Below are 24,998 nucleotides of genomic sequence, written 5' to 3'. Positions count from 1 at the left end.
GGTTTGGACCCCCTAGCTCAGGTGACCGTCAGAACTACTTGACGATCGAGCCGGACCACACAGCGGCGGCCTGGTTGTAGACCGTCGCGGTCTCACCGTCGAAGTACGGCGAGGTGCTCAGGTCGAAGCGGCCGTTCTTGTCCTGGTCGCCGAACAGGCTGGTCACGCCGTTGACGTAGCCGAGACGCTTGGCGTTGCTGTACTTGATGAGCCACGGAGCACCGTCGGCGCCCTCGGTCATCGCGCACTTCAGGCCAATGTGCTCCTCGACCTTCTCGGCGGCGGAGACGTACACCTTGCCGGAGGTCTTGCCGTAGCACCACTTCGGCGTAACGCCGGTGTAGGCCTTGTTGCCGTCGGGGTGCGGGAGCGCCGGGTAGCCGAAGACCCACACAGCCTGGCCGGTCTTCTGGTTCCAGGCCACACCCTGGCCACCGACGTTGTCACCCAGCTTGCCGGCGTCCTTGATGAAGCCGTCGAACACCCAGTAGGTGTTCTTGAAGTACTTCTGGGTGGTGCCCGGCTTCACCCACTTCTGGACGTAGTAGTGGGTGACGAAGGCGTTGGTCTTGTCGTCGACGTTGACCGTGCCGGGGAACTTGGCCGGGTTCGCACGGTGGCCGTTGTAGTACTTGATGGCCTCTTCGTAGGTCAGCGGCTCGACCTCGGGCTCGCCCAGCTTGTTGCCGTTGCCGGGGCCGACCTTGGCGGCCTTGTACTGACCCTCGGTGACCTCGACACGCTCGAGCACCGCACCGGGGTAGTCCGGACCGGCGACCTGCGGGGCGCCGTCCTTGCCCTCGGAGAAGCAGTCACCGAGGTTGAGCTGGCACTTCTCGAAGTCGGCCTTCGAGATCTCGACCGGCTTGACTTCCTTCTTGCCCTCGAACTTGGCGTAGTCGGCCTTGGAGACTTCCTTGGCCGTGCCGCCACCGATCTGGACACCGTTGTACACGGTCACGAACGCGTAGTCGCGGTCGCGGTCGTTGAACACGGAGTAGTCGTAGTGGGTGAAGGCGGTCTTACCGACGTAGACGCCGTAGGGAGCCTTGCCCTGGTAGTAAGCCGGGACGAAGACCCACTTGCCCATGACGCTGCCGTTGGCCTTGTCGTCGTAGACGCAGTGGCCGGCGGTGGCGACGAGGTTGTGGTACTTCGACTGGACCGAGGTGGCGGAGCACCACTTCAGGCTGCCGTCGGGGGCCTCGAAGAACACCTTGCCGATGGTCTTCGGCAGGTTGATGTTCTTGACCTTGGCCGCGGTCTTCTTCTCCTCGCCGATGGGGGCGGCGAGGCCCGGCTTGCCGTCGGCGGTGTAGCCGCCGCCGGCCTTCAGCTGGGTGGTGGCCTTGGTCTCGACGTTGTAGGCGGTCGCCTTGGCGAGGTTGTTGGACTCGCCGTTCTTCGCGAGCCAGAAGTTCGCCACCTCCTGCGCGGAGGGAGCGTCCTTGGCCATCGTGTCGGAGGCCCAGTCGGGAGCGGCGTTGGCGGTGCCGGCCAGGCCGGCGGCCAGCAGGCCGGAGGCGAGGACGACGCCACCGGCGGGGAGGAGGATGCGCTTCAAGGGAAACTCCTTGGTCTGATGTGGAACGCTTCTTGCGTCCCATGCGTCAGTAAAGGGATAGCCAGAAACATACAGGGCGGATCTTGTGAATCGGAAGCCGCTTTGGTGGGTAAGAAGGGCATAGGCGGGGCCGAGACCGTTCCGTTACCTTCGGCGTGTGATGAAACCGTTGTGACGGTTGGGGTTTGCCGGAGCCGTTTCCGCAGATAGTCATGATCTCGTAGCGGGCGCGCCCTAAGTGGGGTGAGTGTCCGATCGCGGTTAGTGATCGCGTCAATGTGACGCAGATCACATGGAACCGATGGCACCGAATCCGGCCGAACCACGTCTAACGCGCCCGATCCCCGTCCCCGTGGGGTCTCCAACCTCCCGGAGTGCGCCTTCCGACCCCGTCCGGTTCGTCCTTAGCCTCGCTCAGAGTCCGTTTTCTGCTCTCGGCGGCTCGGTTCCGCGCCTCCCGGATGCCGCCGTGCAAGCCCCGGAAGTCCGCCCGGAACCCGGTAAACCCGTCACGCGATCCCCGGAAACGCCGACGGGGCCCGGCAGAGATCTCTGCCGGGCCCCGTCGGATGGGGTGGAGAAGGGCCCTCAGTGCCCGCCAGGGGCCCCGAGGGACGGACGGCCTACCGGTACAGCTCGCCGTTCGGGCCGACGATCTTGCCGGACCACACGGAGGCGGCCTGGCGGTAGATGTCGGCCGTCTCACCGTCGAAGTACGGCGAGGTGATCAGGTCGTAGCGGTCGTTCTTGTCCTGGTCGCCGAAGAGGCTGGTGACGCCGTTGACGTAACCGAGCCGCCGGCCGCTGCTGTACTGCGTCAGCCACGGGCCACCGTCGGCGCCCGGGGTGAAGGAGCCCTTGAGGCCCATGTGCTCCTCGACCTTGTGCTCGGAGGAGACGTAGACCTTGCCGGACGGCTTGCCGTAGACGTACTTCGGCGTCACGCCGCTGAAGGGCTTGTCGCCGTCGGGGTGCGGGGCCGCGGGGTAGCCGAAGGCGTAAACGGGCTTGCCGGTCGGCTGGTTCCAGGTGACGCCCTGACCGCCGACGTTGTCGCCCAGCGCGCCGACGTCCTTGGACCGCAGGATGTAGTAGCGACCGCCACCGCCCCACTTGGGGCCGGTGAACTTCTGGAAGTCGCTCCGGCTGACCTGCTTGACGCCGTCGAAGGCCACGCCGTTGAAGACGGTGACGAAGGCGTAGTCCTTGTCGTAGTCCTCGTAGTTGGCGAAGTCGTAGTGGGTGTAGGCGGTCTTGCCGACGTAGATGCCCCACGGCACCTTGCCCTGGTAGTAACCCGGGACGAAGACCCACTTGTCCATCGTGTCGCTGTTGGTCTCCGGGTCGTAGACGCAGTGACCGGCGGTGGCGACGAGGTTGCGGTACTTCGACTGGATCGAGGTGGCCGTGCACCAGCGGTACTGGCCGTTGACGACGAAGAACACCTTGCCGACCGTGCGGGGCAGGTTGACGTTCTTGACGGTGGTCTGGGCCGGCCTCTCCGAGCCGGTCGGACCGACGCTGCCGGGCCGCCCGTCGGAGGAGAAGCCGCCGCCGGCCTTCATCCTCACGCCGCCGGGATCGGGGTTGTAGGCCGTGGCCCTCTTGAGGGCGGCGAAGTTCGAGGCGGCCCAGAAGTTGATGACCGAGACGGCCGAGGCGCTGTTGGTCGCCATGGAGTCGGTGGCCCAGTCGGGGGCTGCCTGGGCGGTGCCGGCCGTACCACCGGCCAGCAGGCCGAGGACGAGCGCGGCGCCGCCGAGGGGGAGGAGGGAACGCTTCACAGACATGCTCCTTGTTCTGCACCGTTTTCCGGATGACCCGGAAACTGCGGGAAGACAAGGAGGCAACCTACCAAGATCTGGCGGACCGAGGGGGGTTCGGTCCCCTTCGTCCGTCTCCGGATCTCAGCTCGCGGTCTGCTGCGCGGCCCAGCGGTAGACGACGTATGTCGAGGCCATGAAGTACGGCGAGGAGATGCGGTCGTACTTCTTGTCGGTGTCGGTGTCCCAGGCGAAACTGTTGACGCCGTTGAGGTAGCCGACGCCGTTGGCGGGGTCGTAGTAGATCAGCCAGGGGCCGCCGCTGGCTCCGGCGGTGAACCCGCACCGGAGCGCGATGCCGCGGTCCACGAGGCGGGCCGGGGCGTTGGCCCGGTAGGTGCGGCCGTCGCACCGCTTCATCGTCCGGCCGTCGTACGGCCTGCTGCCGTCGATCTGCGGGGCCGCGGGGTAGCCGAAGGCGAAGGTGGACAGATTGATGCCGCGGTTGACCATCAGGCCCTGGCCGCCGACGTTGTCCTCCAGCGCGCCGACGTCCTCCATCACGTAGCTGCCGGCGGTCCTGCCGGGCTTCCAGCGGAACCCGTCGTGCACGGTGATGAACGCGTAGTCGTAGTCGTAGTCACCCTGGGCGATGAAGCTGGAGTGCAGGTTGAGCGTGTGACCGACGTAGATGCCGTACGGCGTGCCGCCGTCGGCGTAACCGGGGATGAAGATCCAGTACTCGGCGAACCTGTCCTGCTTGGCGTCATAGGTGCAGTGCGCGGCCGTCGCGACCAGCCGGTGGTTGGCGGCGGCCACCGACGAGGCGGAGCACCAGTAGTCCTTGTCGCCGATCCGGAAGAAGACCTTGCCGACGGTGACCGGGTTGCCGCCGGTCTGCGCCTTCTTCTTCGGGAAGGTGGGGCTGACGACCGGGGACGAGGCGGCCCTGGCCGTCTTCGCGCTCCCGGAGCTCGTGCCGGCCGCCGGGATGACGGCACCCCCGGCGGGGATGGGCCTCCCGCCCGCGGCCGTCGCGGTGGCGCTCGGCTTCGCGCTGGACGTGGGGGACGCCGACGCGCTGGAGGTGGCGCCGCCGCTGGGCTTGACCTCGGGGGCGGCGGGCGTGTTGTTCTGGGCCGCCTTGAGCCGGGCCGGGCTCCAGTACTCCACGATCCGCTTCATGTCCGCGTCGGTCTTGGTCAGCGTGACGGAGGTGATGCCGCTGGGAGTGCCCGACCAGGGGGCGGCCACCGCGTCCGCCCCGGCGCTCCCGGCGAACGCGGACACCAGCGTCACGCAGGCGGCGAACAGCGCGCCGAGCGTGGCCGTGAGCCGCCGGACGCGGGAGGACATGAGGGGCTTCCTTTCGGGGGACGGAGCTGGGGACGGAGGGGCGGGGGAGGCTGTAAAAAACTATTTTTCCAGATCAATTCAGTTTTGGGCAGGTCGGCCGACCGATTCGCTCTGGCCCGCCGTCCTGCCAGCCTGCCGCCGGGCGCATAAGCGCCCCGTCAAGACCCGGAAGGGCCGGGGTGTGCGCACCCGGCCCTTCCGCTGCTCCACACCGCGAGGACTAGGACGGGAGCTTCCCGGTCCAGAGGTTGGCGGCGTGCTTGTAGATGGCGGCGGTCTCACCGTTGAAGTACGGCGTGGTCGTCCGGTCGTAGCGGTCGTTGTTGTCGCTGTCGACCGTCAGGCTCACGACGCCGTTGAGGTAGCCGGTCCGCTTGCTGTTCTTGTACTGCAGCAGGAAGGGGCCGCCGCTGGCGCCGGGGGTGAAGGCGCACTTGATGGCCTGCTGCTCCTGGGCCTTGTACTTCGACACCACGGGGGCGGCGACGGTCGTGCCGTAGCACCACTTCATGGTCTGGCCGCTGTAGGGGCGGCTGCCGTCGGGGTGGCCCTGGGTCGGGTAGCCGAAGGTGAAGACCTTCTTGCCCAGCTTCTGGTTCCAGGCCACGCCCTGGCCGCCGACGTTGTCACCCAGGCGGCCGGCGTCGGTCACGTACGTGGTGTAGTACCGGAAGATGGTGTACTTCGCGGACGAGGTCTTCGCGATGTACTTGATCACGTAGTAGTGGGTGACCGTGTAGTTGCCCCGCCGGTCGATCTGCTTGACGCCCGGGCCCTTGTACGCCTCGTACTCGTTCTTGGTGAGCTGCTCGACGCGAGGCTCCAGGCGGGCGCCGGTCTTGGGCCACTTGTCCTGGTCCAGCTCCTGGCCGTGCAGGGTCACCTTGCCGTCGTGCAGGCCGAAGACCCGGCTGGCGGCCTTGCCCCAGGTGGCCTTGTCGGTCTCGACCGCGACGCCGATGGCGCCCTTGTACTGCGGGCCGACCTGGTCTTCCTTGTCGACTCCGTCGACCTTGCCGAGGCCGCCCTTCTTGGTCCACTCCTCGTAGGTCTGGCGGTCGACGGTCCTGGCGTCCTCGCGGCCCGCGCCGCCCTTGTCGACGTGCGCCTTGTAGGTCTTGTAGTCGACCTCCTTTTCGGGCTGCTGCTTGATGCCGTTGTAGACGTTGACGAAGGCGTAGTCGTAGTCGTAGTCCTCGAAGATCGTGAAGTCGTCGTGGGTGTTGACCTTGGCGCCGACGTAGATGCCCCAGGGGGCCTTGCCCTGGTAGTAGCCGGGGATGAAGACGAAGTTGTCGTACGGCTTGTTGGTGTCGGTGTCGTACACGCAGTGGCCGGCGGTGGCCACCAGGTTGCGGAACTTCGACTGGATCGAGGTGCCGGAGCACCAGCGCTCCTGGCCCTTGTCGTCGACGAAGAAGACCTTGCCGACGGTGATGGGCAGGTTCACGTTCTTCGAGCTGCCGGCGGACTTGCTACCGCCCGGGCCGGTCGGGGCCACCAGGCCGGCCTTGCCGTCGGCGGCGGCCTTGGCGGCGCCGGTCTTCGTCAGCTTGGCGGAGATGGTGGAGTCGGCGGTGAAGGTCTTCGCCGACTTCAGCTTGGAGGAGGTCCAGTACGCCGCGATGGCCTTCGCGTTACCGGACGGGGTGAGCGCGGCCGACTTGACGTCCGGCTTCGGCGCGGCCTGGGCGGTGCCCGCGAGGGGCACGGCGATCACGGCGGCGGCGACGAGGGCGCCACCGGCGGGGAGGGCGAGGCGCTTGGCTCGGGAGTTCAAAGTAGCTCCTTCTTTGTCATGAGTCGCTCGGGTTGACTCACGCATGCGTAAAGAGACAAGAGGAGACCGTACTCGGCAAAGTTGGTTTAAAGAGACAGAAACCGGACAGTCAAGGGGGACCGTTACAGGGTCGTTACCAAAACTGGGGAACCGAAAGTCGCGAACCGGCGTCTGATCTGCTTCGTCTTGATCGACTGTCTCGGCGGCCGCCGTACACCGTGCTGAGCTGGGGTGTCACGCCGCCGCCGCGAGGCGGGAACGATCCACGATCTTTTCCCGGAAGGTGCGTCGCCGCGAGACAGGAAGCGGCCGGGCGTTATAGCATTCCCGCAGTTCAGAGCCTTGATCCATCCCCCCGGTCAGGCCGGTCACCTCGTTCCGGCCCGCCCACGCAACGCCGTCCATCGGGGGGTTCCATGTCACGTGTTCGCTGCCTGGCCGCCGCCGGTCTCGTCCTGCTCTCCAGCGCCGCGCTCACCACCGCGACGGCGACCGCCGCCACCGCCACCGCCGGGCCCCGGGAGACCGGGGTCTCCAGGACACCCGAAGCCGCCTCGCTGAAACCCGTTCCGCCGCGGGTCCAGCGGACGCGGCAGCGCAACGCCGCACCGCCCCGGCGCAGGCGCCCCTGGAAGACCATCCGCATCGAACCGGCCGCGCCCAGCGCCGCCGACCAGCGGCCGCCCGCCACCGACCAGCGGCCACCCGCGAGCCGGCAGCGACCGCCGGCCACCGACCACCGGCCAACGGCCACCGACCAGCGGCCGCCCGCCGCTCCCGTGGCGCAGCAGCGGCCCGCCGTCGCCCCGCAGTCCATGGCCGACCCGCGCCGACCGGCACCCCTGCTGTCACCGGAGAACATGCGGGTGCTCGTGCTGACCGCCACGCCGGGGGAGCGGTTCTCGGCCGCCGCGTCGCGGTCCGCCCTGCTCGTCTGCGACCCGACGCGTGGCTCGCACCCGCAGGGGGCTCAGGCGTGCGGGCAGCTCAGCGTGGTCAACGGTGAGTTCACCGCGCTCCGGCCGCTACCGGGGGTGGCGTGCACGATGCAGTACGACCCCGTCACCGTGACCGCGAGCGGCATCTGGGACGGCCGCACCATCAGGTACCAGCACACCTTCGGCAACTCCTGCGTGATGCGGTCCACCACCGGTTCGGTCTTCGCCTTCTAGGAGTCGTCCCGACCGGAACCTGAGGGAGTACGGGCCCCGGAGAAGGGGGTCCCGTTCCCGTGAGTGTCCTCGCGGCGCCCCGCGCCGCGAGGCGCCGATGCCCGAGGGCGTCGTGAACCCCCGGTGCCGCAGCGCACCGCAAGCCCCGGGTGAGGGCCGCGGAATCCCGAAGCCGCGGGCCCCCGGACCGCGAAGGGGCCCGGTCTCCACGGAGACCGGGCCCCTCGTCACGGCGGGCGGCCGAATGGCCTTGCGGCCGCCCGGCGGGGTTTCGCGTCACTTGGTCCAGCGGTTGGCCGCGGCCTTGTAGACCTTGTAGGTGTCGGTGTTGAAGTACGGCGAGGAGATCCTGTCGTAGCGGTCGTTCTTGTCGGTGTCCCACGCGACGCTGTTGACGCCGTTGATGTAGCCGGTTCGCGTGGAGTTCTTGTACTTCAGCAGCCAGGGACCGCCGCTGGCGCCCGCGGTGAAGGCGCACTTGAAGCCGACGTGCTCCTGGATGTTGTACTGCGGGGCGGCGGGCATGGCGGCCGCGGTGCCGTAGCACCACTTCATGGTGCGCCCGCTGAAGGGCTTGTCGCCGTCGGGGTGCAGGCCGGCCGGGTAGCCGAAGGAGAAGATGTCGTTCTTCACCTTCTGGTTCCAGGCGAAGCCCTGGCCGCCGACGTTGTCACCGAGCCGGCCGACGTTCTTGATGGTCGGCTTCCACTTGCCGTCGGAGCCCTTCTCCCAGTCGACCTTGTAGCCGGAGCTGACGTTGACGAACGCGTAGTCGAAGTCGTAGTCCTCCTTGACCACGAAGTCGTCGTGCGCGTTGAACCACTTGGCGGCGTAGATGCCGTACGGGTTCTTGCCGTTCCACGCCTGGTCCCCGTCCCAGTAGGAGGGGATGAAGACCCAGTTGTCGTAGAACTTGTCGGTCTTCACGTCGTAGACGCAGTGCGCCGAGGTGGCGACCAGGTTGTGGTACTTGCCCTGGATCGAGCTGCCGGAGCAGTACTTCCAGCTCTTGGGGTCCGCCGGGTTGGCGCCGGGCAGGGTGAAGAAGACCCGGCCGACGGTGTTGGGCAGGTTGACGCTCTTGCTCTTGGCGGTCTTGCCGCCCTCCTGCCCGATCGGCGGGACCGATCCGGCCTTGCCGTCGGGCCGGCCGGCGGCCTTGGAGGCCGTGCCGCCCTTGACGCTCAGGTCGAGGTCGCGGGAGGCGTCGGTGGCCCGGCGCATCCGCTCCGGTGACCAGAACGAGGTGGCCTCGACGGGGGTCTCCGAGGCGGAGGAACTCACCACGTCGCCGGGGGATGACGCGCTTGCCTGCGCGCCGGAGGTGGCGCCGATCACGCCGGTGACCAGGAGTGCACCGGTGAGGGGGATCGTGAGGCGCCGTGCTCGGGAATTCAATGGAGCTCCTTTCGTTCTCGGCGAGGGTCGGGACTTCCGCTCGCCAGGAAAACGCTCGGAACGCTACTGAATTGATCAAGGCTTCGGCGATGAAATGACGCGAAAAAGTTTGGAACGGTTCCATCCGATGCGAAGACGTTATTTGAATAGCGACTGGTTATGGTTTAGCGAAAAGGTATTTCCCCTGGTGGGGGCACCTGTCCGGGCTGGATTGAAATATCCGCCGCACCACCTTCACCATTGGCCCGAATTCGTTTCCCGGGTAACCGGGAACACGTGAGACCGTTCGGGTGACGCGGTTCCGGGCATGGCCGGTCCACCGAACTCGCCGGACCCGCCGGGCGGGGTGCGGCGGGAGACGCGGTCCGGGGGCGTAGGGTGCGGCCATGTTCGCCGTAACCGCCACACAGACCGACCCCGACAACCCCCTCGCCGGGCTGACGCTCGGCGAGCGACCCGAACCCGAGGTTCCCGACGGCTGGACCACCGTCACGGTCCGGGCCGCCGCGCTCAACCACCACGACCTGTGGACGTTGCGGGGCGTGGGCATCCGCCAGGATCGGCTGCCGATCGTCCTGGGCTGCGACGCCGCCGGAGTCGACGAGGACGGCAACGAGGTCATCGTCCACGCGGTGATCGGAGACGGCCCCGACGAGACGCTCGACCCGAGGCGGTCGCTGCTGTCGGAGACGTACGACGGCACCTTCGCCGAGCGGGTGGCCGTACCGCGGCGCAACCTGGTTCCCAAACCCGCCGCCCTCGGGTTCGAGGAGGCGGCCTGCCTGCCGACCGCGTGGCTGACCGCCTACCGGATGCTGTTCGACAAGGCCGGTCTGGAGCCCGGCTCCACCGTGCTCGTCCAGGGCGCGGGCGGCGGCGTGGCGACCGCGCTGATCGCGCTGGGCCGCGCGGGCGGCTACCGGGTCTGGGCCACCAGCCGCTCGGAGGAGAAGCGGGCGCGCGCCCTCGACCTGGGCGCCGACCAGGTCTTCGAGAGCGGAGCCCGGCTGCCCGAGCGGGTGGACGCGGTGATGGAGACCGTCGGCCAGGCCACCTGGGCCCACTCGCTGAAGTCGCTGCGGCCCGGCGGGCGGATCGTGGTCTCCGGAGCGACCAGCGGCGCGGTGCCGCCGGCCGACCTGAACCGGGTGTTCTTCCTCCAGCTGTCCGTGGTCGGCTCGACCATGGGCACCCGCGACCAGCTCGCCAGGCTCGCCCGGTTCCTGGAGCAGACCGGCGCACGCCCGATGATCGACCGGACGCTCCCGCTGGCCGAGGCCCGCGAGGGGTTCGCGGCCATGGAGAAGGGCGACCTCTTCGGGAAGGTCGTCTTCACCGCCGGGGGCTGAGCCGCTCCGGTACGGCCGGCGACGGCCGGCCGTACCGGCAGGTCAGCGCAGGGCGTCGCGGATGCGGCGGGCGGCGTCGTAGAGCGCGTCCTGCGCGGTGGCCAGGGTCTCCTCGGTCACCCGGCGGCCGGCCGCGTCGGCGCGGACCTCCTCGACGAACTCGGCCAGCATCTGCCCGAGCCGGGGGTCACCGGACGGCTCATGACCGGCGAAGCCCTCGGCCCACAGGCGCTTCCACTCCTGCTTCCATTCCTGCTTCAGCTCACCGACGTGCTGCTGCCACTCCTGCTTCTGCCGTTGCCACTCCTGCTTCTGACGCTGCCATTCCTGCTTCTGGCGCTGCCACTCGGCCTTCTGCTCCCGCCAGGCCTCGCGCTGGTTGCGCCGGTCGTCGCGGTCGTCGCGGTCCTCCCGGCGGGCGCCGCCCTGCTGCCCGGTGCCCTGCCGCATGTCGCGCGCCATCTGGGTGAGCTCCTCGCGCAGCGACCGGACCGTGTCGCGCACGTCCTCCTTGACCTCGCGGGCGATGTCGCGGACGGAGTCGGAGATCTCCTGCTCCAGGTCGGCGAGCTCGTCCATCCGGGCGTCCAGTTCCTCGCGGCCCCGGTCGGTGATCGTGAAGATCTTCTTGCCGTTCACCACCTCGTGGGTGACCAGGCCCTCCTCCTCCAGCCGGGCCAGGCGCGGGTAGATCGTGCCGGGGGAGGGGGAGTACACGCCGAGGAAGCGGTCCTGCAGCAGCCGGATCACCTCGTAACCGTGGCGGGGGCTCTCCTGGAGCAGTTTCAGCAGGTACAGCCGGAGCCGTCCGTGGCCGAAGACCGGGCTCATGCCTGTTCTCCCTTCAGAAGCGTGACGTCCGCGGTGACGGTGGCCGCCGACAGGGACGCCATGCCGCCGCCGAGCCTGCCGCCGAGCGTCCTGATCCCGGGCTGGCCGGACTGGGCGAGCTCGGTGAAGGCGCTGGCCAGCCTGCCGGAGGTGGAACGGATCGTGACGTCGGCCGCGACGTCGTGCGGCAGGCGGAGCACGATGTCGCCGGAGACGCTGTGCAGCGTCACGTGGCCGGTCGGCGGGAGCTCCAGGTCGGCGGTGATCCGGCCGGAGACGGTGTTGGCGCGTAGCCGGCGGGGCGTGCCCTTGGCCACGGTCAGTTCGCCGGAGACGCTCTTGACCGACAGGTCGCCGACCAGGCCGCGGCTCTCGACGGAGCCGGAGACGGTGTCGGCGTGGGTCTCGCCGCTCACGCCGTCGAGCACGATCTCCCCGGAGACGCTCCTGACCGAGGTGCGCTTCTCGAAGCCGGTGACGACCGCGGAGGCGGAGACGACTCCCACGGCGACCGGGCACTCCCTGGGCACGGTCAGCGTCAGCGTGGCCTCCGGGCGCCTGGACCACAGCCGGCTCAGCAGGCTCTCCCAGGTAAGGTCGCGGTAGGTGACGGTGAGCGTGCCGTCGTCGTCGTGGGTGACGACCAACGGCGGGCTGTCGATGTCGGTGACATCCAGGGTGGCGGGGCCGTCACTGGCCAGTACCGCCAGCCTGCCCGCGACGATCCGGACGTTGAGCCCGCTGACCGCGTCGAAGGTGAGCTGTCCGGGTTTCTCGATGGTCCACTGCCGCATGTCGGTGACCTCCTTGAGGAACACGATATGTCGCGTTCTTGGTGAAGGTCAAGATATGTCGCGTTGAAACCGGTCATTCCCGCCGTCCGCGCCCGGCACGTCCATCATCCGCCGGGGCGGGCCCGCCGTCCGCCGCAGTCGTGCTCGGCGTCCGCCCGGGTCACGGCCGGTCGGCCGGCCGGGTCAGTCGTCCTCGTCGTCCAGGCGGGCGAGCCAGGTGGCCAGCCGCTCCACCGGGGTCTCGAACTCCGGGTTCAGGTCGACGAACTCGCGCAGCCGGTCGGCCAGCCAGGCGAGGCTGACCTCCTCCTCGCCACGGCGGTCGGCGAGCTCCTCGATGCCGCGATCGGTGAAGTACATCGTTCTCCTCGGATGTGAAAGGGGCGCGGTAACGGGGAAGTCCCCCGCACGGAACATGCGGGGGACTTCCGGGAAGCTGTGCCCAGGTCCGGCCCCGTCCCCCGAACATCCGGCGGGAGCGGGAGACGGCCGACCTGTGGCCTGTGCCGGGACGGCGATCAGTCGAAGACCTGCGCCAGGATCTGCCGCAGCTCCCGCTCGTGCGCCGAGTGCGAGCCGGTCGCCGGGGAGGAGTTGGCCCTGCGGGAGACCCGCTTGACCGGGCGCCCGCCGAACACGTCGGGCTTCTCCGCCATCTTCAGCGTCAGGAACGGCCACGGCCCCATGTTGAGCGGCTCGTCCTGCGCCCAGATCAGCTCGACACCGTCGCCGTAGCGCGCCAGCTCCGCCGCGAGCGGATTCGACGGGAACGGGTAGAGCCGCTCCAGACGGACGATCGCCACGTCGGTACGGCCCTTCGAGTCGCGCTCCGCCGCCAGGTCGTAGTAGATCTTGCCGGAGCAGAGCACGACCTTGCGGACGTCGCCCGGCTGCACCGTGGCGTCGCCCACCACCGGCCGGAACGACCCGGAGGTGAAGTCGGAGACCGCCGAGGTCGCGGCCTTGTGCCGCAGCAGCGACTTGGGCGTGAACACCACCAGCGGGCGGTGCCGGTTCGACTTCGCCTGCCAGCGCAGCAGGTGGAAGTAGTTGGCCGGCAGGGTCGGCTGGGCCACGGTCATGTTGTCGTAGGCGCACATCTGCAGGAAGCGCTCGATGCGGGCCGACGAGTGGTCGGGACCCTGGCCCTCGTAGCCGTGCGGCAGCAGCAGGGTCACGCCGGAACGCTGGCCCCACTTCTGCTCACCCGCGGTGATGTACTCGTCGATGACGGACTGCGCGCCGTTGACGAAGTCACCGAACTGGGCCTCCCAGCACACCAGCGCGTCGGGGCGCTCCACGCTGTAGCCGTACTCGAAGCCGAGGGCGGCGTACTCGCTGAGCAGCGAGTCGTAGACGTAGAACTTCGTCGTGCCGTTGTTGAACGTCTTGAGCGGGGTGTGCTCCTCGCCGGTGAGGCGGTCGACCAGCACGGCGTGCCGCTGGACGAAGGTGCCGCGCCGGGAGTCCTGGCCGACCAGGCGGACCGGGTGGCCGTCGATCAGCAGCGAGCCGAAGGCCAGGGTCTCGCCCATGCCCCAGTCGATGCGGTCCTCGGCGACCATCTGGCCGCGGCGCTGGATGACCGGCAGCAGGCGCGGATGGATGGTGAAGCCCTCGGGGAGGTTGAGCTGGGTGTCGACGATCCGCTTGACGGTCTCCTCGGTGACGGCCGTCGGGACGTCGTCGTGGGACCACTCGATGGCGCCGTCGACGTCGACCGGGCGGGTGAACTCGCCCGTGGTCTCGCCGGCGGAGCGGGTCTCGGCGAAGGCGTTCTCCAGCTTGGCCTGGTAGTCGCGCAGCGCGCCCTCGGCCTCCTCCACCGTGATGTCGCCCCGGCCGATCAGCGCCTCGGTGTAGAGCTTGCGCACCGACCGCTTGGCGTCGATCAGGTCGTACATCAGCGGCTGGGTGAAGCTCGGGTTGTCGCTCTCGTTGTGGCCGCGGCGGCGGTAGCAGATCAGGTCGATGACGACGTCCTTGCGGAACGCCTGGCGGTACTCGAACGCCAGCCGCCCGACCCGGACCACGGCCTCGGGGTCGTCGCCGTTGACGTGGAAGATCGGCGCCTGGACCATCCGGGCGACGTCGGTGGCGTAGACCGACGACCGGGACGAGGCCGGGGAGGTGGTGAAGCCGACCTGGTTGTTGACCACGATGTGCACGGTGCCGCCGGTGCGGTAGCCGCGCAGCTGCGACAGGTTCAGCGTCTCGGCCACCACGCCCTGGCCGGCGAAGGCCGCGTCGCCGTGGACCAGCACCGGCAGGACGGTGAAGCCCTCCTCGCCGCGCTCCAGCAGGTCCTGCTTGGCGCGGACCACGCCCTCCAGGACCGGGTCGACCGTCTCCAGGTGGGAGGGGTTGGCCACGACCGAGGTCTTCAGCTTGGAGCCGTCGGCCGAGACGAAGTCGCCGGTGGCGCCCAGGTGGTACTTCACGTCGCCGGAGCCGTGGGCGGTGCGCGGGTCGATGTTGCCCTCGAACTCGCCGAAGATCTGGCCGTAGGACTTGCCCACGATGTTGGCCAGGACGTTCAGGCGGCCGCGGTGGGCCATGCCGATGACGGCCTCGTCGAGCCTGTCGTCGGCGGCGGCGCTCAGCACCGAGTCGAGCAGCGGGATCAGCGACTCGCCGCCCTCCAGCGAGAACCGCTTCTGGCCGACGTACTTGGTCTGCAGGAACGTCTCGAACGCCTCGGCGGTGTTCAGGCGCTCCAGGACGCGCAGCTGCTCGGCCCGGTCGGGCTTGGCGTGCGGGCGCTCCACCTGGGCCTGGATCCAGGCCCGCTCCTCGGGGTTCTGGATGTGCATGTACTCCACGCCGATGGTGCGGCAGTAGGAGTCGCGCAGCACGCCGAGGATCTCGCGCAGCCGCATCAGCGGGCGGCCGCCGAAACCGCCGGTGGCGAACTCGCGCTCAAGGTCCCACAGGGTCAGCCCGTGCGACTTGATGTCGAGGTCGGGGTGCTTGCGCTGCTTGTACTCCAGCGGGTCGGTGTCGGCCATGAGGTGGCCGCGGACCCGGAAGGCGTGGATCAGCTCCAGGACCCGGGCGGACTTGGCCACGTCGTCGTCGTGGGTGGTCGAGATGTCCTGGACCCAGCGGACCGGCTCATAGGGGATGCGCAGGGCCTCGAAGATCTCGTCGTAGAAGCCCTCCTCACCCAGGAGCAGGCGGTGGATCTGGCGCAGGAAGTCACCCGACTGGGCGCCCTGGATGATCCGGTGGTCGTAGGTGCTGGTGAGCGTCATGACCTTGCTCACCGCGAGCCGGGAGAGCGTCTCGGGGGAGGCGCCCTGGTACTCGGCGGGGTACTCCATCGCGCCGACGCCGATGATGGTGCCCTGGCCCGGCATCAGGCGCGGCACCGAGTGGACGGTGCCGATCGTGCCCGGGTTGGTCAGGGAGATCGTGGTGCCCGCGAAGTCCTCGACGGCGAGCTTGCCGCCGCGGGCCTTGCGGACGATCTCCTCGTAGGCGACCCAGAACTGGCGGAAGTCCATGGTCTCGGCGCCCTTGATGGACGGCACGAGGAGCTGGCGGGTGTCACCCTTCTGGATGTCGATCGCCAGGCCGAGGTTGACGTGCTCGGGCTTGACCAGCACCGGCTTGCCGTCGACCTCGGAGTAGGACTGGTTCATCTCCGGCAGGGCCGCGAGGGCCTTGACGACCGCGAAGCCGATCAGGTGCGTGAACGACACCTTGCCGCCGCGACCGCGCGACAGATGGTTGTTGATCACGATGCGGTTGTCGATGAGCAGCTTCGCCGGGACCGCGCGGACGCTGGTCGCCGTGGGCACATGGAGGCTGGCCTCCATGTTGGCCGCCGTACGGGCGGCGGCCCCTCGGAGTCGGACTTCCTCGGCGCCGGCGGCGGGCACGCTCGTCTCCTGCTTGGTCTTGGCCGCCGGGGTGGTCGTGGCGGCCGCGGGGGCCGCCGCCTTCGGCGCGGGGGCTGCCGGTGCGGGGGCCGGGGTCGCCGGGGCCGCAGCCGGGGTGGGGGTGGTGGGCGCGGCGGGTGCCGTGCCCTGGGGCGCGGCACGGCCGGCCCCGGAGTCTGGGGTGTAGTCGGCGAAGAAGTTCCACCAGGCCCGGTCGACGGACTCGGGATCCTGGAGGTACTTCTGGTACAGCTCGTCGACCAGCCATTCGTTCTGACCAAAGGCTGCCAGCGGGTTTGTCCGCGACGACTCAGACGACACGGCGGAAATCGCCCTCTTCCGCAGATCGGCGTTGATGATGTTGAGGATGGAGAACCGGTCCAAGGCTACTCGCCTGGACCCGGACCTGCGCCATTCCGACGGCAGGTCGCCGTCCGATCTTCCCAGGGTAGTCGAAAACGGTCACGCTGGAGGGCGTTGTCAGGGAGATGCGATCCTCGTCACTCGCCGTCGGCGGGTCCGATGATCCTCGTCTCGACGCGCGCGCCGGGGCTGACGGCCCGCAGGAGCCCGGCCGGCTCCTCGCCGGCGGCGGTCGGCTCCCCGATCGTCATGGGTTCGAGCCGCTCCAGCAGGAACAGCGCGTCGGTCGTCTCCTCGTCCCTCCCCGGCGGGCGCACCGGGGAGGGGCCGGGAGGGGACGCTCAGCGGCAGGGCGCGCCGTTGAGGAGGAACCGCTCGGGGGCCGGGTCGGCGCCCGGGGCGGACCTGCCGTTGAACCCGAAGGTGACCGACGCGCCAGGAGCGATCTTCCTGTTCCAGTCGAGGTTCCGCGCGGTGACCGCCGAGCCCTTCTGGTCGACCGCCGCGCTCCAGGCGCCGGTGATCTTCCGGCCGCCGAGGAAGGACCACTTCAGCGTCCAGCCCTCGATCGCCTTCGCGCCGGTGTTGCGGAGGGTGACCTGGGCGGTGAAGCCGTCGGGCCAGGCGCCGTGCCGGGTGTAGGCGACCTCGCACGAGGCCGCGGGGGCGTCGTCGGCGACGAAGGACGCCACCCAGGCCAGCGGGGCGTTCCAGTTGATGGTCAGCTCGTTGGTCGACCAGGACTCGATGTCGTCGATGTAGCAGAACTGCGGGGCGCAGCCGCGCAGTTTGGCCTGGGCCACCGGGTCCTGGAGGCCGGAGTTCGGGCCGCCGGCCAGGGTGCCGCGCGGCGGCTCGGGCAGGGACGGGTCGAGCTGGTGGGAGTACCAGCGGCTGTGCTGGTTGTGCGAGGAGACCTCGCCGTAGCCGGTGACGTACGACTGGTTGAGCGCGTTGCGGCCGAGGATGTAGTCCATCGTCTCCACCGCCCCGTCGCGGTACTTCGCCTCGCCGCTCAGGTCGTGGGCGACGGCCAGCACGACCGCGTTGTTCAGCACCTGGCTGTTGGAGCCCCACTCGAAGCGCGCCGGGCCGTACGGCATGCCGTACGGCTGCGCCTTCTGGATGGCGAGGTACTTGTCCGCGCCCGCCAGGACCGACGCCCGGACGGCGTCGCGGCCCGGCAGGCCGTTCGGCACGGTGGCCAGGTCCAGGCGGCCGAGCTGGGCGACGCTACCCCAGTTGAAGCCCTCGGGATGGAATATGTCGGCCTTGTGCAGCGGGGAGGCGAGGACGTGGTCGGCGAACTCCTTCTCGCCGGTGGTGATGTACAGCTCGGCCGCCGCCCAGTAGAACTCGTCGGTCACGTCGGCGTCCTCGTAGGCGCCGCCGCCCACGCCGTCGGAGGGGCTGGCGTAGCGGTCGGGCTCGGCCTTGGCCGCGGCCCACGCCCTGCGGGCGGCCCTGAGGTTGCGCTCGGCGAACGCGGCGTCGTACGGCGCGAACAGCCGGGCGGCCTGGGCGGCGGTGGCGGCCAGGTTGAGGGTGGCGGCGGTGGACGGCGGGTGCAGCTCGCGCTTCTGCGGGTCGCGGTGCGGGAGCAGCGGCAGACCGGTCCAGTTGGCGTCGTGGATCTTGTGGTGGGCCATCCCGGCGTGCGGCTTTCCGTCCGGGACCTGCATGCTGAGCAGGAACTCCTGCTCCCAGCGGGCCTCGTCGAGGATGTCGGGCACCCCGTTGCCGCTCTCGGGGATGTCCAGCTGCCCGTCGGCGAAGACGCCCGTCGCCGCGGCCCGCTCGAAGGCCGACATGAGCTGGTGGACCGAGATGCCGCCGTTGACGACGTACTTGCCGTGGTCGCCGGCGTCGTACCAGCCGCCGCTGACGTCGAGGGAGTAGTCGCAGACGCCCGGCTGGCAGGGCACCTTCACGTCGCCCTGGTTCGGCGCGACGCCCAGGTGGCCGGCGGGCCTGCCGTACCCGGGGCGGAGGTCGTCGCGGATCTCGACGCCGCTGCGCTGGGGGTAGTAGAACTTCAGCGCGTCGTCGCGCAGCCGGTCGTAGAGGTCGCGGCCGATGTCGAAGGGGCGGCTGGTCTCGCCGTCGGCCTCCAGCGTGTAGCCGGTCCCGGCGGCGGTGAAGGAGCCGAAGTCGACGGAGTGGACGTTCTGGCCGGAAGTGGCGTCCGTCCCGCGCGGGGTGGTCTCGCCGGTCGCGACGACCTCGTCGCCCTTCCTCAGGCGCCAGGTCACCGGCTCGGTCCGCTCGGTGACCAGGGTGGCGTTCTTCGGCCCGGAGGGGAGGTAGCCGACCAGGTTCACCCGGACCCGCGGGCCGGTGTCGGGCTTGTAGACGTCGGGCTCGGCGCCGCCCTTGAGGGAGACGTCGTCCAGGCAGAAGCGCCAGGGCGTGGCGCCGCCGCCGAGCTGGAAGACCACCTGGGCCTTCGGCTGGTCGACGGGGGAGGTGAAGGTGTAGGCGTAGCCGTTGCCCGACACGCTCAGCTCGGGGTTGGCCGACAGGTAGGCGGTGTAGGGGTCGGAGGGCATCTGGACGATGGCCTTGGCGACGTGCCCGGGGTCGGCGGCGGCGAAGAACGAGAACGCGTAGGTCTCGTCCTTGACCAGCGGGATGTCGTTGATCCCGACGATGACGTCCCAGGGGTTGACGGTGCCGCCGGGGACGTCCGCGCAGAGCCGGCCGCCCTCGACCTTCAGCGCGGTGTTGGCGGTGCTCCACCAGGGGGCCGAGCCGGTGTCGAAGGTGCCGTTGGGGATCTGCTCCGGACCCTCCTCGGCGGCGGCGGTGGCGGGCACCGCGGAGAGGGTCACCGCGGCGGCGGCCACGGCGAGGGCGAGCCAGGCGGGGGGTCTGATCACGTGGTGTCCTTCGGGGGCGCGCGGTCAGCGGGTGCTCGGGAACCGGGGACGATCCGAGAGGGTGGTGGGAGCGTTCCCACGGATGGGACGCGCCGATGGTTCCAGCGTGTTTCCCGGGGCGTCAACGGCCCGGCCCCGGCGCGCCCGCTGACCGGCCCGACGGCGGCCCGCCCGGTGAAACTTTCACGCGGAGCCCGGCCGGGCGGCGACCGGCCGAGGGGGACCGCCCGGCCCGGCGGTCAGTGGACCGGCCGGGCGATCAGGGTCCGCCCGCGCGGCGGCGGGTGCGGGCCGGTCCGGCGGTCAGGGCGCCGTCCAGTCGATCTCGGGGCCCCGGGGGACGATGCCGGTGGGGTTGATGTTCCGCTGCGTCACGAAGTAGTGCCGCTTGATGTGGTCGAAGTCCGTCGTGTCGCGGAAGGCCGGGATCGCGTACAGGCGGCGGGCGTAGGCCCACAGCGCCGGATGGTCGGTCAGCCGCCGCACCGAGCACTTGAAGTGCGAGTGGTAGACCGCGTCGAACCGGGCGAGCGTCGGGTAGAGCCGTACGTCGCTCTCGGTGAGGGCGTCGCCGTGCAGATAGGGGCGGTCGGCGAGCCGCCGCTCCAGCGCGCCGAGCGTGTCGAACACGTCGGTGACCGCCTCCTCGTACGCCTCCTGTGAGGTGGCGAACCCGGCGCGGTAGACGCCGTTGTTGAGGCCGTGGAAGATCCGGTCGTTCAGCTCGTCGATCTCCGCGCGCAGCGCGACCGGGTACAGGTCGGGGGCGCCCTCGGCGTGCCAGGGCGCGAAGGCGGTCTCCAGGGTCAGCGTGATCTGCGGGTAGTCGTTGGTGACCAGGACCCCGGCCTTGGTGTCCCAGACGCAGGGCACGGTGTAGCGGCCCTCGAAGCCGGGGTCGGTCGCGAGGTAGAGCTCGGAGAGGAACTCCGCGCCGGTGACGGGGTCGCCGCCGGGGATCCGCCAGCCCCGCTCGTCGCGGATCGGGTCGACGATCGTCACGCCGACGACGTCCTGGAGGCCGAGCAGCTCGCGCACGATGAGCGAGCGGTGCGCCCACGGGCAGGCGTAGGAGGCGTAGATCCGGTAGCGGCCGGGCTCGGGCGGGTGCTCCCCGCCCTCCTCGATCCGCGTGGTGAACCGGTTCGGCTGCCGGACGAAGCGCCCGGTGTCGGAGGTCTCGCGTGCCAGGTCCATGCTTCCGACCGTACGGCACCGCAGTAGAACATCGTTCGGTAACCCGGCAGAATCACGGGAGAGGCGGGGTGACGAAGGGAGAGGCGGGAGATGCGGCGGGACATGAGGAGAGAGACGGTGACTCCGGCGAGCGAGGCCCAGCGCGAGGCGTGGCGGAGCGGGGGTTTCCCCGAGGTGGAGCGGGTGCGGCCGGGGGTGTGGTCGATCCCGGTGCCGATCCCGATCAACCCCCTGCGCTACGTGCTGGTCTACGCCCTCGAACTCCCCGGCGGGGTGGCGATCGTGGACGCCGGGTGGGACACCGACGAGGCGTACGGCGCGCTGGTCGCCGGGCTGGGGGTCGCCGGATACGAGATCACCGACGTCCGGGCGGTCCTGGTGACCCACATGCACCCCGACCACTACGGGCTGGCGGGGCGGGTCCGCGAGGCGTCGGGCGCGTGGATCGGCCTGCACCCGGCGGACGCCCGGCTGCTGGCCGGCCGCTACGACGAGAGCATGGTCGGCGACCTCGTACGGCGCGAGCGCGGCCTGCTGGCGCGGTCCGGGGTGCCGGAGCCGTCCCTGGACGAGCTGGCCGGGGCCTCCATGATGATCCGGCGCTTCGTGAGCATGGCCAAGCCCGACCGGCTGATCGAGGACGGCGAACGCCTCGACCTGCCCGGCTGGGACCTGCGGGCGGTGTGGACGCCCGGCCACTCGCCGGGCCACCTGTGCTTCGCCGAGCCGGAGCGGCGGCTGCTGTTCTCCGGCGACCACGTGCTGCCCCGGATCACGCCGATCGTCGCCGTCCACCCGCAGTCCGGGCCCAACCCGCTCGCCGACTACCTGGAGGCGCTGGCGGCGGTGGGCCGGCTCGACGTGGAGGAGGTGCTGCCCGCGCACGAGTACCGCTTCCTGGAGCTGGCCGGCCGGGTCGGCGACGTGATCGCCCACCACCACGAGCGGCTGGCCGAGATCGAGACGGTGGTCGGCGCGGCGGACGGGATCTCCTGCTGGGAGACGGCGACCCGGCTGACGTGGTCGCGGCCGTGGGAGAGCATCCCGTCGTACATGCGGCGGGGGGCCAACAACGAGACGCTGGCGCACCTGGTGTGGCTGGAGGTCGCCGGGCGGCTGCGCCGGGTCGCCGGCGAGCCCGATCTCTGGTTCCCCGCCTGAGTCCCCGCCGGACGCCGTCCCCGGCCGGGCGGCGCCCGAGTCCGGGGCGCGGTGTGGTGACGGCCTTCCCGGTGCGGTCCCCGCCCGGGTGACGGCCGCCCGCCCGCACCGCCGATGCCCGGAGTGGCCGGTTCCGGGTCCACTCTCGGACATCCGATTCGGGGGAGATTTACGGCACTTCGGGAAGATATGGCGCTGGTACCGGGTTATGGGCGGGCGGGCGTGACGTCGGAGAAGACGAGGAGGAACGGTGACCGAGGCCATCTCAGGCCGGGCGATCGACGCCCAGCGGTTCCGGCGGGCGCTGGCCCTGCACGCGGCGGGGGTCGTCGTGATCACCGCGCAGTGCGAGGAGGGCCCCGTCGGGCTGACGGCCACCTCGTTCTCCTCGGTCAGCCTTGAGCCGCCGCTGGTCTCCTTCTACGTCGGCCGGGAGTCGAAGACCTGGCCCAGGCTCCGCGAGGCGGGCTGCTTCGCGGTGAACGTCCTGGCCGGCGACCAGGCGGAGCTGGCCGCCCGCTTCGCGAGCCGGGGCGTCGACCGCTTCGCCGCCCCCACCGTCTGGGAACTCGCCCCGCCGGGGGTGCCGCTGCTGGCCGGGGTGTCGGCCCACCTGGTGTGCGCGCTCCACTCGACCGTGGACATCGGTGACCACGTGCTGGTCGTGGGCCTGGTCGCCGAGGCCCACATCGATCCCGGGGGACTGCCCCTCCTCTACCATCGCGGCCGCTTCGGCCACTTCGTCCCGCATTCCTGAGCCGCGGGCGGGCGTCCCCGGACCGGGACGCGACGTCTCCCGGCGATGACGCGGCGCCATCGGCAGCGATCACCTATACGGGTGGATTTTTCGGACAGATCCCTGTGAAGTCTGCTAGGAAATCCCAGGACCGAAATTCATCCCGGAGAGGGACGTTGTGGCACCGGAGAACCTATCCAGACCGTATGTCATGCGGCACCACCCCGATCAGGAGCCGTACGGCGAGGACGCCAGCGAGCGGACCGGTCCCATCGAACCGGTCGCGCGGCCGCAGGAGGCGGCGCCCCCGGCGGGGGACGTGCTGTCGGACGGATGGGTCCTGGTGGAGGAGCAGGGAGCGGACGGCGTGGACGGCGGCCGGGGCGGATCCACGGAGCCCATGGCGCCCACGAAGCCCACGGAGCCCATGGCGCCCACGGGGCCCGAGGCGGCCCGTCGCACCGGTTCCCCGGATCCGATGCCCGATGACGACGACCGGCGTGACGGGCTCGCGGAGCCCGATGCCGTCGGGGTGGCCGGAGCGGCCGGAACGGACAGATCGTCCACGGCCGGGTGGACGCCCGGCCGCGACGCGGCGGCCACGGCGGACCGGGACTCCGACCGTGACGTGGCCGTCGCGATGTGGGGCCCCGACGGCGACGGCGGACCCCGGCGCCGGGGCAGGCTCCTGCTGGCGGCCGTCACGGGTGTCGTGGCGGTGGGTCTCGCCGGGGGCTGGTTCCTGTCGTCCGTGGGCGACTCGATGCCCGAGGCCGGGTGCTCCGCGAACGGCCGGTGCGTGAAGGCCGAGCTGCCCGGGGCACCCGCCGACGCGCCGACGAAGGCGGCGAAGGAGCGGGCGCGGCCCGCGGAGACCACGCCGTCCCCCGCCGAGGAGCGGGCCACCGCCGCGCCGGAGACCTCCCGCCCCGTCGCGCCCCGGACCAGGGCTCCCCGCCCGGAACCGGCGCGCGCCACGCCGACGGCGCGGCACACCCCGAAGCCCACCCGGGAACGCGAGGAACAGCGCGACATCGACCACCGGCCGCGTGTCACCTCCGCCCCGTCGGCCGAGACGCCCGACTCCCGGCAGAGCACCGCGCCCGAGCAGACCTCCCAGCCCGCGCAGCCCTCCGGACCGGCCGAGACCACCGTGCCGGCCCAGAACCCGCCGCCCGAGAGGGGACGGCACGGCGGCCTGCTCGACTGGCTGTTCTGAGCCCCGCCCCGGGTCGCGTCCCCGGGGCGGAGAACGGACGCCGGAAATGACATCGGCGGCGGGAACCGAACGCGGCGGGAGCGGCTCCCCGGGGATAAGCGCGCCGGTTCCGGAATTGGACGACCGCCGTACCGGGCCGGCACGCCGCGGGTGCGACCGTTTCGCCATCGGTCTGTCGATAAAAGGTGATTATCCCCAAATATCGCCTATTTCATTTCATTTATGGACGGTGTGGGAACGGCTTCCGCCGCGTGTTCCGCGAGCGGGCCGCGCAAACCCGTCGGGCGGACCGTACGGTGCCGTCAGGCGAGCCGTACGGTGCCCCGGCCGGTGGTGAGGGGCAGGTCCAGGATGGTGCGGATGCCCGGCGGGGCCGCGCAGACCGCGGCCACCGCGTTGACGGCGTGCGCCGCGGCCCCGGCCAGGCCGTGGGACATCTCCTGCACGGCGAGCGTCATCTGCGGGACGCCCTCGATGTGCACGGTGAACCCCGGGTCGGACCAGCGGCTCACCCTGGTGGAGTCGGCCTTGTAGACGCACTCCACGGTCATGAAGGGACGGCCGCGGACCAGCCCGCTGAAGGTCCAGCGGGACGCGCACACCGTGCCGGCCCGTACCGGGCCCGCGGCGATCTCGAACTCCTCGGTGGCGAGTTCGAACTCGTCGCTCTCCTCCACCTCGTCGAGGGTCACGCCGAGGTGGCCCGCGACGAGCTGGACGCTCTCGGCGAACAGCGAGCGCTGCAGGACGCGGAACGGGCGCACCGCCACGGCGTAGTCCTTGGCCGAGCGGGTGAAGCCGTACAGGTCCACCACGATCTGACGGGACGGGTGGCCCCGGAAGTCGGACGACTCGCGGACGTAGATGTGGTCGATCCGGCTGGACAGGCCGCTCAGCGCCAGGGGCAGCATGTCGCTCATGAAGCCCGGGTTGATGCCGGTGCCGTGCAGCGAGGCGCCGCCCCGGCGGCAGGCGGCCTCCAGGCGGTCGACCAGGCCGCGGCCGTGGCAGGCGGGGTAGACGAAGCCGGTGGTGGTGATGACGTTCTTGCCCGAGGCGAGGAGGGCGCAGATCGTCTCGACGTCGTCGATGGCGCTCCCCTCGCCGAAGAAGGCGGCGGGCAGCGGCATGTGCAGCACGCAGTCGGCGTCCAGGGCGAGGACGCGGTCGACGTCGTCGGTGCAGATGACGCCGGTCTCGGAGAGGCCGACGAGCGTCCCGGCGTCCTGGCCGGCCTTGTCGGGGTCGTAGACGAGCACCCCGGCCAGCTCGAACTCGGGGCGGGTGATCAGACTGCGCAGTGAGTAGCGGCCGACGGCGCCGGTGGCCCACTGGACCACGCGGAGGGGCGGCTGTGTGGCCATGCCATGCCTCCAGCCCGGTTCTCTGGGCGGGGGTGCGGTTCGGAGGAGCGCCATCAATGACCCTCGCCCTGTGCGGGGGCAGAAACTTTAGCAGAAATTCACATGTCCGCTCACTATCCACGATGGTTTAACTTCGGGCGCGTTTTCCGGGCACCCGGCGGGGTCTTCTCCGGGTGCCGGGAGAGGGC

General features: G+C 70.4%; 18 protein-coding genes. 5 read left to right on the top strand and 13 right to left on the bottom strand.

Annotated features, from left to right (window positions below; translation table 11 throughout):
- Positions 1-34: 34 nt before the first annotated feature.
- The 4 genes from ACQP10_RS32285 to ACQP10_RS32270 all read right to left on the bottom strand — a co-directional run bounded on the left by ACQP10_RS32285 (position 35) and on the right by ACQP10_RS32270 (position 6,463).
- Positions 35-1,564 (bottom strand): trypsin-like serine peptidase, encoded by a 1,530-nt coding sequence (locus ACQP10_RS32285; RefSeq protein WP_346019096.1) that lies wholly within the window; start codon positions 1,562-1,564, stop codon positions 35-37.
- A gap of 623 nt (positions 1,565-2,187) precedes the next feature.
- On the bottom strand, positions 2,188-3,348 hold the full coding sequence (locus tag ACQP10_RS32280; protein ID WP_433540274.1) for a trypsin-like serine peptidase: 1,161 nt from the start codon (positions 3,346-3,348) through the stop codon (positions 2,188-2,190).
- A gap of 123 nt (positions 3,349-3,471) precedes the next feature.
- Complete coding sequence (locus ACQP10_RS32275; protein ID WP_346019098.1) at positions 3,472-4,683, bottom strand: trypsin-like serine peptidase; 1,212 nt, start codon at positions 4,681-4,683, stop codon at positions 3,472-3,474.
- 220 nt (positions 4,684-4,903) lie between these two features.
- The gene (locus tag ACQP10_RS32270; protein ID WP_346019099.1) at positions 4,904-6,463 is read right to left on the bottom strand and encodes a hypothetical protein; all 1,560 of its coding nucleotides are present in this window, start codon (positions 6,461-6,463) and stop codon (positions 4,904-4,906) included.
- Positions 6,464-6,879: 416 nt separating this feature from the next.
- Between ACQP10_RS32270 and ACQP10_RS32265 the strand changes: the two genes are divergently transcribed.
- Entirely contained in the window at positions 6,880-7,635 is a 756-nt protein-coding gene (locus tag ACQP10_RS32265) for an SSI family serine proteinase inhibitor (RefSeq protein WP_346019100.1), read from the top strand.
- 276 nt (positions 7,636-7,911) lie between these two features.
- On the opposite strand, the gene ACQP10_RS32260 is transcribed toward ACQP10_RS32265, so the two are convergent.
- The gene (locus tag ACQP10_RS32260) at positions 7,912-9,033 is read right to left on the bottom strand and encodes a trypsin-like serine peptidase (protein WP_346019101.1); all 1,122 of its coding nucleotides are present in this window, start codon (positions 9,031-9,033) and stop codon (positions 7,912-7,914) included.
- Positions 9,034-9,419: 386 nt separating this feature from the next.
- Between ACQP10_RS32260 and ACQP10_RS32255 the strand changes: the two genes are divergently transcribed.
- Positions 9,420-10,382 (top strand): zinc-binding dehydrogenase, encoded by a 963-nt coding sequence (locus ACQP10_RS32255; RefSeq protein ID WP_179825159.1) that lies wholly within the window; start codon positions 9,420-9,422, stop codon positions 10,380-10,382.
- Between the two features lie 42 nt (positions 10,383-10,424).
- On the opposite strand, the gene ACQP10_RS32250 is transcribed toward ACQP10_RS32255, so the two are convergent.
- The 7 genes from ACQP10_RS32250 to ACQP10_RS32220 all read right to left on the bottom strand — a co-directional run bounded on the left by ACQP10_RS32250 (position 10,425) and on the right by ACQP10_RS32220 (position 20,330).
- The gene (locus ACQP10_RS32250; protein WP_346019102.1) at positions 10,425-11,213 is read right to left on the bottom strand and encodes a helix-turn-helix transcriptional regulator; all 789 of its coding nucleotides are present in this window, start codon (positions 11,211-11,213) and stop codon (positions 10,425-10,427) included.
- Positions 11,210-12,007, bottom strand: coding sequence for a DUF4097 family beta strand repeat-containing protein (locus ACQP10_RS32245; protein ID WP_179825155.1), 798 nt, complete (start codon positions 12,005-12,007; stop codon positions 11,210-11,212). Before ACQP10_RS32245 ends, ACQP10_RS32250 begins: the two co-directional genes overlap by 4 nt.
- 183 nt (positions 12,008-12,190) lie before the next feature.
- Positions 12,191-12,367, bottom strand: coding sequence for a DUF6104 family protein (locus tag ACQP10_RS32240; protein WP_179825154.1), 177 nt, complete (start codon positions 12,365-12,367; stop codon positions 12,191-12,193).
- Between the two features lie 158 nt (positions 12,368-12,525).
- Positions 12,526-16,212, bottom strand: a complete 3,687-nt coding sequence (locus tag ACQP10_RS32235) for a multifunctional oxoglutarate decarboxylase/oxoglutarate dehydrogenase thiamine pyrophosphate-binding subunit/dihydrolipoyllysine-residue succinyltransferase subunit (RefSeq protein ID WP_399500283.1) — start codon at positions 16,210-16,212, stop codon at positions 12,526-12,528.
- Between the two features lie 179 nt (positions 16,213-16,391).
- On the bottom strand, positions 16,392-16,571 hold the full coding sequence (locus ACQP10_RS32230) for a hypothetical protein (protein ID WP_433540273.1): 180 nt from the start codon (positions 16,569-16,571) through the stop codon (positions 16,392-16,394).
- A gap of 24 nt (positions 16,572-16,595) precedes the next feature.
- Positions 16,596-19,133, bottom strand: a complete 2,538-nt coding sequence (locus tag ACQP10_RS32225) for a glycoside hydrolase family 9 protein (protein ID WP_433540272.1) — start codon at positions 19,131-19,133, stop codon at positions 16,596-16,598.
- A 303-nt stretch (positions 19,134-19,436) separates the two neighbouring features.
- Positions 19,437-20,330 carry a glutathione S-transferase family protein gene (locus tag ACQP10_RS32220; RefSeq protein ID WP_346019106.1) on the bottom strand — a complete coding sequence of 298 codons (894 nt, stop codon included), beginning with the start codon at positions 20,328-20,330 and terminating at the stop codon, positions 19,437-19,439.
- A 117-nt stretch (positions 20,331-20,447) separates the two neighbouring features.
- On the opposite strand from ACQP10_RS32220, the gene ACQP10_RS32215 reads away from it, so the two are divergent.
- From ACQP10_RS32215 to ACQP10_RS32205, 3 genes are all read left to right on the top strand, one after another.
- Complete coding sequence (locus tag ACQP10_RS32215; protein WP_433540271.1) at positions 20,448-21,491, top strand: MBL fold metallo-hydrolase; 1,044 nt, start codon at positions 20,448-20,450, stop codon at positions 21,489-21,491.
- 250 nt (positions 21,492-21,741) lie between these two features.
- Positions 21,742-22,248 carry a flavin reductase family protein gene (locus tag ACQP10_RS32210; RefSeq protein WP_346019107.1) on the top strand — a complete coding sequence of 169 codons (507 nt, stop codon included), beginning with the start codon at positions 21,742-21,744 and terminating at the stop codon, positions 22,246-22,248.
- A 190-nt stretch (positions 22,249-22,438) separates the two neighbouring features.
- A complete protein-coding gene (locus ACQP10_RS32205; RefSeq protein ID WP_433540270.1) occupies positions 22,439-23,446 on the top strand; it encodes a hypothetical protein in 1,008 nt (335 codons plus the stop codon).
- A gap of 302 nt (positions 23,447-23,748) precedes the next feature.
- Here the strand turns inward: ACQP10_RS32205 and ACQP10_RS32200 are convergent, their stop codons facing one another.
- On the bottom strand, positions 23,749-24,810 hold the full coding sequence (locus tag ACQP10_RS32200) for an NAD(P)H-dependent amine dehydrogenase family protein (RefSeq protein ID WP_346019109.1): 1,062 nt from the start codon (positions 24,808-24,810) through the stop codon (positions 23,749-23,751).
- Positions 24,811-24,998: the final 188 nt, after the last annotated feature.

The organism is Streptosporangium sandarakinum (genome assembly GCF_050942225.1).
Lineage (GTDB): Bacteria > Actinomycetota > Actinomycetes > Streptosporangiales > Streptosporangiaceae > Streptosporangium > Streptosporangium nondiastaticum.
This window is presented reverse-complemented; position numbering and strand designations above follow the sequence as displayed.